This is a genomic window from Stenotrophomonas sp. YJH_SMC_73 (assembly GCF_059370155.1).
Window position 1 is genome coordinate 44,690 of the sequence record NZ_JCAFTJ010000015.1, and the last position, 13,561, is coordinate 58,250.

Annotated in this window: 13 protein-coding genes; 11 read left to right on the forward strand and 2 right to left on the reverse strand. The window is 66.6% G+C overall.

Annotated elements, in window-relative coordinates; genetic code table 11:
• Positions 1-122 precede the first annotated feature (122 nt).
• From AC5P8R_RS19845 to AC5P8R_RS19855, 3 genes are all read left to right on the forward strand, one after another.
• Positions 123-404 (forward strand): YfhL family 4Fe-4S dicluster ferredoxin, encoded by a 282-nt coding sequence (locus tag AC5P8R_RS19845; protein WP_004153175.1) that lies wholly within the window; start codon positions 123-125, stop codon positions 402-404.
• Complete coding sequence (gene ggt / locus AC5P8R_RS19850; protein ID WP_014646774.1) at positions 401-2,131, forward strand: gamma-glutamyltransferase; 1,731 nt, start codon at positions 401-403, stop codon at positions 2,129-2,131. Before AC5P8R_RS19845 ends, ggt begins: the two co-directional genes overlap by 4 nt.
• A gap of 120 nt (positions 2,132-2,251) precedes the next feature.
• Complete coding sequence (locus AC5P8R_RS19855; RefSeq protein WP_019338337.1) at positions 2,252-3,139, forward strand: MBL fold metallo-hydrolase; 888 nt, start codon at positions 2,252-2,254, stop codon at positions 3,137-3,139.
• 85 nt (positions 3,140-3,224) lie between these two features.
• On the opposite strand, the gene AC5P8R_RS19860 is transcribed toward AC5P8R_RS19855, so the two are convergent.
• A complete protein-coding gene (locus tag AC5P8R_RS19860) occupies positions 3,225-3,518 on the reverse strand; it encodes a PsiF family protein (RefSeq protein WP_046430010.1) in 294 nt (97 codons plus the stop codon).
• A gap of 57 nt (positions 3,519-3,575) precedes the next feature.
• Between AC5P8R_RS19860 and AC5P8R_RS19865 the strand changes: the two genes are divergently transcribed.
• A complete protein-coding gene (locus AC5P8R_RS19865) occupies positions 3,576-4,001 on the forward strand; it encodes an ArsR/SmtB family transcription factor (RefSeq protein ID WP_495223760.1) in 426 nt (141 codons plus the stop codon).
• On the forward strand, positions 3,982-4,461 hold the full coding sequence (locus AC5P8R_RS19870) for an SRPBCC family protein (protein WP_495223761.1): 480 nt from the start codon (positions 3,982-3,984) through the stop codon (positions 4,459-4,461). Before AC5P8R_RS19865 ends, AC5P8R_RS19870 begins: the two co-directional genes overlap by 20 nt.
• A gap of 114 nt (positions 4,462-4,575) precedes the next feature.
• On the opposite strand, the gene upp is transcribed toward AC5P8R_RS19870, so the two are convergent.
• On the reverse strand, positions 4,576-5,208 hold the full coding sequence (upp, locus tag AC5P8R_RS19875) for a uracil phosphoribosyltransferase (RefSeq protein ID WP_005409099.1): 633 nt from the start codon (positions 5,206-5,208) through the stop codon (positions 4,576-4,578).
• A gap of 217 nt (positions 5,209-5,425) precedes the next feature.
• Here upp and AC5P8R_RS19880 point away from each other — a divergent pair, with 217 nt between their 5' ends.
• From AC5P8R_RS19880 to AC5P8R_RS19905, 6 genes are all read left to right on the forward strand, one after another.
• Complete coding sequence (locus tag AC5P8R_RS19880; protein WP_414615654.1) at positions 5,426-7,939, forward strand: TonB-dependent receptor; 2,514 nt, start codon at positions 5,426-5,428, stop codon at positions 7,937-7,939.
• Positions 7,939-9,054 carry an NHL repeat-containing protein gene (locus AC5P8R_RS19885; protein ID WP_032959149.1) on the forward strand — a complete coding sequence of 372 codons (1,116 nt, stop codon included), beginning with the start codon at positions 7,939-7,941 and terminating at the stop codon, positions 9,052-9,054. The genes AC5P8R_RS19880 and AC5P8R_RS19885 overlap by 1 nt, the downstream gene beginning before the upstream one ends.
• Positions 9,051-10,418, forward strand: coding sequence for a purple acid phosphatase family protein (locus AC5P8R_RS19890; RefSeq protein ID WP_014646781.1), 1,368 nt, complete (start codon positions 9,051-9,053; stop codon positions 10,416-10,418). Before AC5P8R_RS19885 ends, AC5P8R_RS19890 begins: the two co-directional genes overlap by 4 nt.
• A 10-nt stretch (positions 10,419-10,428) precedes the next feature.
• Positions 10,429-11,043 carry an inorganic diphosphatase gene (locus AC5P8R_RS19895; RefSeq protein WP_197574310.1) on the forward strand — a complete coding sequence of 205 codons (615 nt, stop codon included), beginning with the start codon at positions 10,429-10,431 and terminating at the stop codon, positions 11,041-11,043.
• 89 nt (positions 11,044-11,132) lie between these two features.
• Positions 11,133-12,548: a cryptochrome/photolyase family protein gene (locus tag AC5P8R_RS19900; RefSeq protein ID WP_169410700.1), complete on the forward strand. Its 1,416-nt coding sequence runs from the start codon at positions 11,133-11,135 to the stop codon at positions 12,546-12,548.
• Positions 12,549-12,688: 140 nt separating this feature from the next.
• A complete protein-coding gene (locus tag AC5P8R_RS19905) occupies positions 12,689-13,384 on the forward strand; it encodes a YiaD family glycine zipper/OmpA-like lipoprotein (RefSeq protein WP_014646784.1) in 696 nt (231 codons plus the stop codon).
• Positions 13,385-13,561 lie beyond the last annotated feature (177 nt).

A 13,561-nucleotide genomic window follows, 5' to 3' on the forward strand; every position in this document is an offset into this window, starting at 1 on the left:
GGCGGCCATGCTCCGGCATGGCCCGGGCGGCATCCTGCAAGGGGCGCCGCTGATGACCTGACCGGCCCGCGCGCCCGCGCTGGCCGGTCCTTTGTCCCAGGGCGCGGGCGAGGAGTATCGCCGTGTCGCTGAAAATCAACGAGCTCTGCGTCAACTGCGACGTGTGCGAGCCGGCCTGCCCCAACCAGGCCATTGCGATGGGTGAAACCATCTACGTGATCGACCCTGCGCGCTGCACCGAATGCGTGGGTCATTTCGACGAGCCACAGTGCGTGGTCGTCTGCCCGGTCGAGTGCATCGACCCGGACCCGGAGATCGTGGAAACGGAAGACCAGCTGCTGGCCAAGCTGCGCCAGCTGCAGCACGATCACCCCGAACTCTACGCGGAGCCCCCATCCGAATGAAGACGCTGATCGTCCGCCCACTGTTGCTGCTCGGCCTGCTGCTGAGCCCCATGGCCTGGGCTGACAGCCCGGCCCGTGCCGATCGCCCTGATGGCGCGGCCATTGCCAGCGGCCACGCACTGGCCACCCAGGCCGGCATCGACATCCTGGCGCAGGGCGGCAACGCCTTCGACGCTGCAGTGGCGGTGTCGTCCACGCTGGCGGTGGTCGAGCCGATCAGTTCCGGGTTGGGCGGCGGCGGCTTCTTCCTGCTGCACGACGCGGCCACCGGCAAGGATGTGATGCTGGATGCGCGCGAGACCGCTCCGGCCGCGGCGACCCCGCAGGCCTTCCTCGACAAGCAGGGCAACCTGGACCGTGATCGTTCGGTCAACGGTGCCTGGTCGGCGGGTATTCCCGGCCTGCCCGCAGCGCTGGTCGAGCTGTCGGCCAAGCACGGCAAGCTGCCGTTGTCGGCCTCGCTGCAGCCGGCGATCCGCATCGCGCGCGAAGGTTTCCCGGTGTACGACCGCATGGCCAAGGGCTACGCGTCGCGGCGTGAAGTGATGGAGCGCTATCCCGGCACGCGCGAGGTCTACCTGCGCAATGGCAAGCCGATCGCCAGCGGCGACCTGTTCAAGCAGCCGGAACTGGCGCAGACGCTGGAGCGCCTGGCCGCGGGGGGCTTTGATGGCTTCTACAAGGGCCAGACCGGAAAGCTGTTGCTGGCGGGCGTGAAGCAGGCTGGCGGCAAGTGGACCGCTGAAGAACTGGCCGGTTACCGCGTCAAGCAGCGCGAGCCGATCGTGTTCAACTACAACGGCTGGAAGATTACCACCGCGCCGCCGCCGTCGTCCGGTGGCATCGCGCTGGCGAGCATGCTGCAGATCCTGGAAGGCTGGGACATCAGGAAGATGGACCCGGCCCACCGCACCCACCTGGTGGTGGAGTCGATGCGCCGCGCCTACCGCGACCGCACCTTCTTCCTCGGCGATCCGGACTTCGTGCAGATCCCGCAGAAAGTGCTGACCAGCAAGGATTATGCGCAGGGCCTGCGGGCGACCATCCATCCGGAGAAGGCCACGCCCAGCGACCTGCTGTCGGGCAACCCGACGCCGCTGGAAGATGACGAAACCACGCACTTCTCGATCATCGACCGCGACGGCAACCGCGTCGGCGCCACCCAGACCGTCAACCTGCTGTATGGCTCGGGGCTGATTCCCAAGGGCACCGGCGTGCTACTGAACAACGAGATGGACGACTTCGCGCTGAAGCCGGGCACGCCCAATGCGTTCGGCGTGATGGGCTATGAGGCCAATGCGCCGAAGGCCGGCAAGCGCATGCTCAGCTCGATGACGCCGACCTTCATGGAGAACGCCGACAAGGTCGTGGTGCTGGGCACCCCGGGTGGCAGCCGCATCATCACCATGGTGCTGCTGGGCATCCTCGGCTACGACGACGGCCTGGATGCACAGCAGGTTGCCGCGCTGCCGCGCTACCACCACCAGTGGCTGCCGGACCTGATCGAAGCCGAGGACGATGCGTTCGACGCGGCGACGGTGAAGCAGTTGCAGGCGATGGGCCACAAGATCGACCTGCCGGGTGACGTCGCCGCAGGCGGCCGCGGTTCCAGTCACGTGTGGGGCAACCTGCAGACCGTGGAATGGGACCGCAAGGCGAACAAGCTGTTCGGCGGCAGCGACCCCCGCAACCCGGTGGGCAGCGCCCAGGTCGTGCCGGCACGCTGATCCGGTAGCGCCGGCTGCTGGCCGGCAATCCGGCCGATTACCGAAACCCCGCCTTTGCCGGCGGGGTTTTCTGTTTCCTTTCTAGCGATTATTTAACGGGCCGGCGCCGATAATCGACGCATGAAACTCTGGTCTATTCGTGGAAACTCGCAGCGCCTCGATGGCGGTGCGATGTTCGGCAACGCACCGCGTGCGTTGTGGGAAAAATGGGCGGCACCCGACGAGCTCAATCGCATCGAGCTGGCCTGCCGCGCACTGCTTGCCAGTCCGCTGGAAGGCAAGACCGTGCTGTTTGAAACCGGTATCGGGGCGTTCTTCGATCCGCGCATGCGCGAGCGCTACGGCGTGCAGGAAAGCCAGCACGTACTGATCGATTCGTTGCGCGAAGCCGGCTTCGAGCACGAGGATATCGATGTGGTGGTGCTCAGCCACCTGCATTTCGATCATGCTGGCGGCCTGCTGGCGGCATGGAGCGAAGGGCGTGAACCCGAGTTGCTGTTCCCCAACGCGACCTACGTGGTCGGTGCGCAGCATTGGCAGCGCGCCGTGCAGCCGCATCCGCGCGACCGTGCCAGCTTCATTCCGGAACTGCCGGGCCTGCTGCAGGCCAGTGGCCGGCTGGAAGTGGTGGACGGGGAGTACTCGAAGGCACTTGGCCGCAGCGTGCGCTTCAGCTACAGCGACGGGCATACGCCGGGACTGATGCTGGCCGAGATCGTCGGTCACGCGCATGCCGGCGAAAGTGCGCATGGTGGCGTGGTGTTCTGTGCCGACCTGATCCCGGGGCGCTCATGGGTACACGTGCCGATCACCATGGGCTACGACCGCAACGCCGAGCTGCTGATCGACGAGAAGCGGCAGTTCCTTGAAGACAAGCTGGCGCGCAACGTGCGGCTGTTCTTCACCCACGACCCGCAGGTGGCGCTGGCGCAGCTGGGCCGTGATGACAAGGGACGTTTCGTGACCCTGCACGAACAGGGCGAGCTGAAGGCGCGCGCCCTGGGGTAATGAAAAGGCCGGGCAATGCCCGGCCTTTCACTGATGGTGGCAGATCCACGCCATGCGTGGATGGCGTTCGATCCGGACGCGACGATTACGACGACTTCAGGCAGCTGCTCATGAAGGTCTTGCGCGCATCACCGGCCAGCTTCTTCGCGCCCGCGTCAGCGTTGCACTTGCGCATCCGTTCCTGCTGCGGATTGACCGCCTTGGTCTCGGCGGCGTGGCCGCTGAGGCAGGAACTCTGCGCGGTCTTGTAGGCATCACCCTTCAAGCCCTTGTTCTTGGCCGAGCATTCGGCCATGCGCTGCTGCTGCGGGGTGGTGGCGTTGGCAGCCAAGGGCAGGCCGACCAGCAGGACGGCGGCCAGCAGGAAAGAGGCTTTCATCGGGAGCTCCAAGGGTGGCGGGTGCGCGGAGCATTCGCTTCGGGCCGGCAAGGCCACGTGAAGAATCACGCCAGTGCCGCGCCTGCTTGCGGCAACGTTCAGACCGGCGTATTACTTAGCCATATGGGTAAGTATTATCCTGCCATTGAAGACGTCTTCCAGGCACTGGCCGACCCGACCCGTTGCGCGATCGTAGCGGCGCTGGGGCAGGGGCCGCGCACGGTGTCGATGCTGGCCGAACCCTTCGGGATGGCCTTGCCCTCGCTGATGAAACACCTGGCCGTGCTGGAGCGCAGCGGCGTGGTGCGCAGCCACAAGCAGGGGCGCACACGCACCTGCGAACTGGTGCCGGCGCGGCTGGGCCAGGCCGAACAATGGCTCGCAGAACAGCGTGCGGCTTGGGAAGCGCGTTCCGACCGCATGGTCGATTTCGTCGAAACCCTTCACCGACAGGAGCAGGCTCATGGCTGTAGCCGCAGTTAACAACCCCGACACCGATCTGGTGATCAGCCGTGTGCTGAACGCACCGCGCGCCGCCTTGTGGCGGGCGTGGACCGACCCGGAACTGCTGCGCCAGTGGTGGTGCCCGAAGCCGTGGACCACCGAGGTACGCGCATTCGACCTGCGCCCCGGCGGGGCCTTCCACACCTTCATGCAGGGCCCCGATGGCGGCAGCAGTGACAATCCGGGCAGTTTCCTGGAGATCGTGCCGCAGCAGCGCCTGGTGTTCACCTCGATGCTGGGTGCGGGCTGGCGACCGCAGTCACCCTGGCTGGGCTTTACCGCCGTGATCACGATGGAGGACGAGGGGCAGGGCTGCCGCTACACCGCGCGGGTGATGCACTCGGACAAGGCCCTGCGTGACCAGCATGAGCAGCTGGGCTTCTTCAACGGCTGGACCACCGCCATCGACCAGCTGGAAGCCTTCGCCGCCGGGCTGTAGGCAGGAATGCGGGGTGGTGGGGTCAGGGCCCTTTCTGCGAAAGGGGTCCGACCCCCGCGATGTTGGGGTCGGATCCCTTTCGCTGTGAAAGGGCTCTGACCCCGGTTCACCGGATCAACCGACGCGGGTACCGAAGATGCGGTCGCCGGCGTCGCCCAGGCCCGGCAGGATGTAGCCCTTGTCGTTGAGCTGGGCATCGATGGCTGCGGTGTAGATCTCCACGTCCGGGTGCACGGCCTTGACCGCTTCGATGCCTTCCGGCGCGGCCACCAGGAAGATGCCTTTGATGCGGCGGGCACCGGCACGCTTGAGCATGTCGATGGTGGCGATCAGGGTGCCGCCGGTGGCCAGCATCGGGTCCAGGATCAGCGCGTCGCGCTCTTCCAGGCGGCCGGTCAGGCGCTCGAAGTAGGGCACCGGCTGCAGGGTTTCCTCGTCGCGCTGCAGGCCGACCACGCTGACACGGGCCGCCGGGATCAGCGACAGCACGCCGCTGAGCATGCCCAGGCCGGCACGCAGGATCGGCACCACGGTGATCTTGGCGCCGGCAATACGCTGCACCGTCACCGGGCCGGCCCAGCCGGGCAGGGTGTGCGGCTCGGTGTCCAGGTCGGCGGTGGCCTCGTAGGCCAGCAGCGTACCCAGCTCGTTGGCCAGTTCGCGGAAATCCTTGGTGCTGAGCGCAGCGTTGCGCATCAGGCCGATCTTGTGCTGCACCAGCGGGTGGCGCACTTCGACGATCTTCATGGTCGGGAAGGGGGAAAAGGAGAGAGGAGGCCATTTTGCCGGATTGGCGTGTCGAACCCCAAACCGGGCCTGGATCTGATGTACATGAAATGTGCAGGCGCATGTCACGGCCATGCAACCTTGCGGACATACCGTGCAGACCCATTCTTAACAGGAATGGGGATTCCCAGTGCATATCAAGACTCCGTTGGCCGTTGCCATCACCCTGACCCTGGCGATGGGGGCCGCGGCACCGCTGCAGGCTGCCGGGCAACAGGCGGTAGCCGCTACCGGCGCCGTGGCGGCCGACGCGGTCGACCTGGACCGTATCGAAGTGCGCGCCCAGCTCGAATCGCAGATCCGCGCGGTCGACCTCAAGCGCAGCAGCGACGCCATCGAGGACGCGGTGTCCTCCGATGCCCTGGGCCAGTATCCGGACAAGAACGTGGCCGAATCACTGCAGCGCCTGCCGGGCGTCAGCGTGACCCGCGACCAGGGCGAAGGCCGCTTCGTGGTCATTCGCGGCCTGGATGCCAATCTCAACAGCGTCAGCGTGGATGGCATCGCCATCGGTACGCCGGAAGATTCCAGCCGCGCCGCGCCGCTGGACGTGATCCCATCGGACTCCACCGAGCGCCTGCGCGTGGTCAAGTCGCCGACCCCGGACATGCCCGGTGATGCCATCGGCGGCGCCGTGCTGGTGGAATCGGCGTCGGCCTTCGACCGCGACGGCCGCAGCCTGCGCGGCAAGATCGAGGGCAGCCACCAGCAGCTGTCCGGCGAGACCAGCCCCAAGGCCGCCTTCAACTACAGCGAAGTGTTCAACGACACGTTCGGCGTGGCGCTGGGCGTGAATTACCAGAAGCGGAAGTTCGAGTCGGACAACACCGAAGTGGAGTACGACGGCGAGGACGATGCCGCCCCCGGTGACGTGACCGCGATCAACCTGCAGCACCGCAAGTACGAGATCGAGCGCAAGCGCATCGGTGCCAACCTCAACCTCGACTGGCGCCCCAACGAAGACAGCACGTACTACCTGCGCACGCTGTACAGCCAGTTCGACGATGCGGAGACCCGCCAGCGCGTGATCTTCAACTTCGACGACGCGAAGATGGTCAAGACCGGCACCGACCAGTACCGGCTCGATGGCATGCCGAAGGACTCGATCGACAAGCGCATGCGCTACCGCACCAAGAAGGAGAACACCTTTGCGGCCAGTCTTGGTGGCGAGAACAAGCTGACCAACGCCGTGGTCGATTACCGGATCGGCTACACCCGTACCGAAGAGCGCGTGAACGACGAGATGGAGGCGCGCTTCAAGCTCAACGGCAAGGCCTTCAATGGCACCCTGGACCAGAGCAGCCGCCTGCCCAGCTACAGCTTCGATAACCCGCAGTGGCTGGACAACGGCAACTACGCGTTCGACCGCGTCGTGCTTTCGCCCAAGCAGGTGAACGACAAGGAACACAGCGCGCAGGTCAACGTGCGCTTCGACGGCGACAGCAGCAGCATCAAGTTCGGCCTGCTCGGCCGCTGGCGCGACCGCGACGTGAATGTCGATGAGCGCGAACTGCGCGTCGGCCCGAAGGTGGTGCTGTCGAGCTGGACCACCTCTTCGCCGGAGCATCGCCACGGCAACATGGGGGATGGCATGGACTCGGCTGCGATGCGCGCGTTCTGGGCCGCCAATGGTGGCCAGTACAGCGCCCGCCCGCAGGATGTCGGCGGCAATGCGATGACGTCGCTGGAAGAGGATTACGTGGCCAGCGAGGACATCTTCGCCAGCTATGCCATGGGTACTTGGGATGTGGGCGCGCTGCGCATCATCGGCGGCGTGCGCGTGGAGAACACCCGCTTCAAGGCAGTCGGCAACCAGGTGGACGTGGCCGCCAACGGCCGCAGCTTCACCGTCACCCCGCGCGTGGCCAACAGCAGCTACACCAACGTGCTGCCGGGCCTGCATCTGCGCTATGACGCGGCCGATGACTGGGTGCTGCGCGCCTCGGCCAACAAGACCGTATCGCGCCCGTCCTTCGGCGACGTCTCGCCGCGCGTGGGTTACAGCCGCGGTGACGAGGAAGTGCGCCTGGGCAACCCGGAACTGGATCCGTACGAGTCGAAGAACATCGACCTGTCGGTGGAGAAGTACATCGGCAGCAGCGGCATCGTTTCGCTGGGCCTGTTCCACAAGTCGATCGATGGCTACATCGTGGAGACCGTGCGGACCAATGATCCGGCCTACGGTGGATTCGACGTGACCCAGCCGATCAATGGTCGCAAGGCCACCGTGCGTGGCGCGGAGTTCAACTGGCAGCAGCAGCTGGCCTTCCTGCCGGAGGGCCTGGATGGCCTGCTGATCGGTGCCAGTGGCACCTGGCTGGACACCACGTTCGATGCCGGCATCAAGGGACGTGAGGGCGAGGACTTCACCCTGCCGCGCGCTTCCAAGCATGTCTACAGCGCACACATCGGCTATGAAAAGTACGGTGTAAGCACGCGTCTGGCGGCCGTGTACCGCAGCGAGTATCTGGACAGCATCGGCAAGGGGCGTGCATTCGACATCTACGTGGCACCCAACACCCAGCTCGATTTCTCGCTGGACTACAAGTTCACCCCGCGCGTGAGCATGTACTTCGAAGCGCAGAACCTGCTGGACAAGCCGCTGGAGCTTTACCAGGGCACCCGCTCGCGCACCCTGCAGATGGAAGAGTACGGCCGCACCTATGCGCTGGGCCTGAAGGTGGCGCTGTGATGGGGCGTGGCGTCACTGTCCTGGCCGCCGCGCTGGCGGCTACGCTGGTCGCCGGCTGCACGCCGGCCACCGGCAACGATCCGGTTGCGGGAGCGGCCGCGCCGGCCGCCAATGGCGAGCGCGTGGTGAGCACCATCGCCGAAGCGTTCCTGTCACCGATGACCCCGGCCGACAACATCGACTCGCCGGCGGCCTGGCGCGCGCCGGACGGCGCGCTGTGGCTGATCGCCACCGCCAAGGCCACCGACAAGCTGGTGGTCTACGACGGCAGCACCGGCCAGCACCTGCGTGACGTCGGCAGCAGCGGCACCGCACCGGGGCAGTTCGACCGCCCAAACGGCATCGCGGTGACCGACGACCTGCTGTGGATCGTCGAGCGCGACAATCACCGCGTGCAGGTGCTGAGCCTGCCGGACTTCGCGCCGCTGGCGACCTTCGCTGCGGACGACCTGCGCAAGCCGTACGGTCTGTGGGTCGACCGCCGTGCCGATGGCTACAGCGTCTACGTCACCGATTCCTGGGACAACGGCGAGGATGCGCAGGGGCGTGACATCCTGCCGCCGCTGGCCGAGCTGGACAAGCGCGTGCGCCAGTACCATGTGACCCGCGACGGCGCGAAGGTCGAGGCGAAGCTGGTGGCCAGCATCGGCGATACCACCGAGGCCGGTGCACTGCGCGTGGTCGAGTCGATCTGGGGCGACCCCGAGAACGACCGGCTGCTGATTGCCGAAGAGGACGAGCGCTACGCCAGCGAGTTCAAGGTCTACACCCTGGCGGGCCGCTTCACTGGCACCACCTTTGGCCGCGACGTGTTCAAGGCCCAGGCCGAAGGCGTGACCCTGCGCACCTGCGGCAAGGACGGCTGGTGGATCACCACCGAACAGGGCAAGCAGCGCAGCGTGTTCCACCTGTTCGACCGGCACACGCTGAAGCCGGTCGGCGCGTTCCAGGGCAATACCGTGGCCAACACCGATGGCATCTGGATGATGCAGCAGCCCAGCGCGCGCTTCCCACACGGTGCGCTGTATGCAGTACATGACGACCAGGGCGTGGTGGCCTTCGACTGGGAGAGCATCGCCAAGCAGCTGGCGTTGCCGCTGGAGTGTGGCGCATGAGCGGGCAGTGCGTAATGCGCGCGCTGGCGCTGGGCCTGCTGCTGGCGCTGCCGTCGCTGTCGTTCGCGGCGGCCGAACCGAATACCCAGGTGCCGGCAGGTAGCCGCCACTACGCGGCGACGACGGTGCCGGACCGCATCGTCGCCTCGCCGGCGGTTGATTCCAGTCATGGGTTCGCCGTGGCCTGGCGTACCGACGACAGCGTGCAGGCGCCGCTGCTGGAAATCGCGCTGGCCGCAGATTCGCCGGCCATTGAAGGCATCCGCCAGGTGCGTGCGACGACCCGCGCGCTGCAGACCGAGAACGGTCTGTCGCACCACCATCGGGCAGATATCGATGGCCTGCAGCCGGATACCCAGTACGTCTACCGTGTGCAGGGCAATGGCAGCTGGAGCGCCTGGAACCAGCTGCGCACGCTGGCCAGCGCCGATCAGCCGCTGACCCTGCTGTACTTCGGCGATACCCAGAACAAGAACGTCAGCCATGTCAGCCGCGTGGTGCGTGCCGCGCAGAAGGCTGCGCCGCAGGCGCGCATGAGTCTGTTTGCCGGTGACCTGGTCAGCGGAGGCGACAACATGGATGACAGCGAGTGGGGTGAGTGGTTCGCTGCGACCAGTTGGCTGGCGCAGGAAACGCTGGTGGCGCCGGCCATCGGCAACCACGAGTACTTCGAGGAATTCGAGGACACGCCGCAGGAGCGCCGCGTGCTGGGCCGCCACTGGCCGGTGACGTTCGCGCTGCCGGGCAATGGTGCCACCGCCGCGCAGCAGACCAGCTACTGGTTCGATGCGCAGGGCGTGCGCGTGGCCGTGGTCGATGGCACATCGGCACTCGACCTCGGCACCGCCAAGGCGCAGGCACAGTGGCTGGACAAGGTGCTGACCGGCAATCGGCAGGCGTGGACCATCGTGCTGCTGCACCAGCCGTTCTACTCGCCGCGCGAAGGGCGCGAGAACGCCGCGTTGCGTGACGTGCTGCTGCCGGTGGTACGCCGCCACAACGTCGATCTGGTGCTGCAGGGCCATGACCACACCTATGGCCGCCGTGGCGAAGGGCAGGCCGCGACGCCGCAGTATGTGGTGACCGTGGCCGGACCGAAGCAGTACCGCCTTTCCGACGAAGCGCGCAGGACGATGGACCCGGTGGCCGAGGACACCCAGCTGTTCCAGGTGCTGAACATCGACCCGCAGCACCTGCGCTATGAAGCACGCACCGTGACCGGCCGTCTTTACGATGCCTTCGAATTGCGTCGTGATGCCAAGGGTGGAAAGCAGCGCACGGAGCTGACCGAAGGCCGCATTGCTCCGCGCGACTGCCCGCGCGCGCAGACCGCCAAGGGTCGCGCCGACCGCTGCTGGGAATGAGGAGACGCCGATGACCACACCCCGCCGCATCATTCCATTGGCTGCCATCGGCGCGTCCCTGCTGTTGCTGGCCAGTGCGGTAACCGCCGCCGATACCGTGCTGCATCCCTTCCTGGTCGCCCAGCCGGCGCAGGCCCCGCAGGAGGTGAACCTGGCGGTGGAGATCCCGGCCGGCAGCTTCACCAAGTACGAGATCAAGGAAGACGGCCTGGTGCACGTGGACCGCTTCCAGTCGATGCCGGTCGCCTATCCGGCCAACTACGGCTCGATGCCGCGCACCCTGGCCGGCGACAACGATCCGCTGGATGCACTGGTGTTGACCCGCGAACCGCTGCATCCGGGCGTGATCGTGCGTTTCCGGCCGATCGGTTACCTGAAGATGATCGATGGCGGCGAGCACGACGAGAAGATCATCGGGGTGCCGACCGACAAGGTCGACCCGACCTACGCCAGTATCCGCGACCTGGCGGACCTGCCGGAGGCCGAACGGCAGCGGATCGAAGCGTTCTTCCGCGTCTACAAGGACCTGCCGGCCGGGCGAAACCCGGTGCAGCTAAATGGCTGGGGCAACGCCGCCGAGGCACGGTCAATGATCCGCGAGGCCATGCAGCGGTTCAAGCGCTAGAACCCCGCCGTGGGTGGGTGGCCGGACGCGCGCATCACCTTCACCGCCCCTGGCTATCATGTCCGCCTTCCACATCGAAGGCGGTGCATGTGTCGGTAGCGTTGGTATGGTTCCGCCGTGATCTGCGGCTGCAGGACAATCCGGCCCTGCAGGCCGCGCTGGATGCGGGTCACGACGTGGTGCCGGTCTATCTCCACGCGCCGCACGAGGAAGGCGAGTGGGTGCCTGGCGCGGCCTCCGATGCGTGGCGCCACCGTTCACTGGGTGCCTTGGACGCCGACCTGCGCACGCGCGGTTCGTCGCTGGTGCTGCGTAGTGGTGACAGCCTGCCGGCCCTGCAGTTGCTGATCGGGCAGACCGGCGCCGAGGCGGTGTACTGGAACCGCAAGTACGAGCCGGCTACGCAGGCACGCGACGCCACCATCAAACGCACGCTGCGCGAGCAGGGCATCGACGCACAGAGCTGCAATGGCAGCCTGTTGTTCGAGCCCTGGGACATCGCGACACAGCAGGGTCAGCCGTACAAGGTGTTCACTCCGTACTGGCGCAACGTACTCAGTCATTGGCGCCTGCCGACGCTGAGTGCCGCGCCGAAGGCACTGACCGCGCACTCGGTCGACGGCCTCGCATTGGACGAGCTGCGGCTGGCGCCCACGCTGGACTGGGATTCCGGCTTCTGGGAGCACTGGCAGCCGGGCGAGGCCGGCGCGCTGGAGGCGTTGTCCGTGTTCGAGGACGGCGCGTTGCGCGGTTACCGCGAGCAGCGTGACCTGCCGGACCGGGTCGGCACCTCGCGGCTGTCGCCGCATCTGCATTTCGGCGAGATCGCGCCGTGGCGCATCGCGCATGCGCTGGAGAGATTGCGCAGTGCCGGCACTGACGCCGACATCGACGGCTATCTGCGGCAACTGGGCTGGCGCGATTTCGCCTACCACCTGTTGCATCACTTCCCGAAGACGCCGACCGACAACCTCAATCCGCGTTTCGACCGCTTCCCTTGGGCCACGCCCACTGCAGCGCAACTGCATGACTGGCAGCGCGGCAACACCGGCGTGCCGATCGTCGATGCGGGCCTGCGCGAGCTGTGGCACACCGGTTACATGCACAACCGGGTACGGATGATTGTTGCCAGCTACCTGTGCAAGCACCTGCGTGCGCACTGGCTGCAGGGCGCGCGCTGGTTCTGGGACACCCTGGTCGATGCCGACCTGGCCAACAACACGATGGGCTGGCAGTGGGTGGCAGGCACCGGCGCCGACGCGGCCCCGTACTTCCGGGTGTTCAACCCGGTCACCCAGGCCGAGAAGTTCGACCCGCAGGCCCGCTACATCAGCCGCTGGGTGCCCGAACTGGCGGCGCTGCCGGTGAAAGCGCGCTTCGCGCCGTGGCAGCATCCGCTGCTGCTGGCGGCGCATGCCCCGGGCTATCCGCGTACGCCGCTGGTGGATCTGGCCGTCGGCCGCGATGCTGCGCTGGCCGCCTACCGGCAGACGGGGGCTGGGTAAAGCGCGGGCTGAGCGTTCCAGTCAGTTAGCTGAACGCGGCCCTGTTGCCGCGACCGATCATCATCCCGACATCGCATCGGGCTGTTTATTCTCTCTGCGCCCGTAAGCCGCCGACCCGACCGGAAAACAAGGAGAACCACATGATCCGCAACACCACCCGCAACGTCGCACTGGCCCTGATGAGTGCGGCCGTCCTGTCGGCCTGCGCCACCGGCGGCTCCTATGTGCAGAGCGACCAGTACGGCAACCCGACCGAACAGCAGAACCGTACCGGCCGCAACGCGCTGATCGGTACCGCCATCGGTGTGGCTGCCGGCCTGCTGACCGGCGACAGCGCCACCGAGCGTCGTCAGCACGCACTGATCGGTGCCGGTATCGGTGCGCTCAGCGGCGCCGCCGTCGGCCAGTACCAGGATCGCCAGGAACGCGCGCTGCGCGAGCGCACCGCCAACACCGGCATCGATGTGCAGCGCCAGGGCGACAACATCATGCTGAACCTGCCGGACGGCATCACCTTCGACTTCGGCAAGGCCACCCTGAAGCCGCAGTTCTACGGCTCGCTCAACGGTGTGGCCGGTACGCTGCGCGAGTACAACCAGACCATGATCGAAGTGGTGGGCCACACCGACAGCATCGGCAGCGACGCGGTCAACAACCGCCTGTCGAAGGAACGCGCCGATTCGGTGGCGCAGTACCTGATCGGCCAAGGCGTGCAGAGCGTGCGCATCGAAACGCTGGGGGCCGGCAAGTCGTATCCGATTGCCGACAACAGCACCGATGCCGGCCGTGCCAAAAACCGTCGCGTTGAAATCCGCGTGATTCCGCTCAAGCAATAACGCGTAGCGTTGTTGCTTGAGCCGGTCCGGCCATCGGCCGGAACGAAAATGCCGCCCTTGCAGGCGGCATTTTTGTGGGTGCCGAGCTTGCTCGGCACGCCGACAGCGTTCCCGTTCGCGGCTTCTCCGAACGGCGCCGACCAAGGTCGGCATCTACCGAAAGCCACGCAGCCGGAA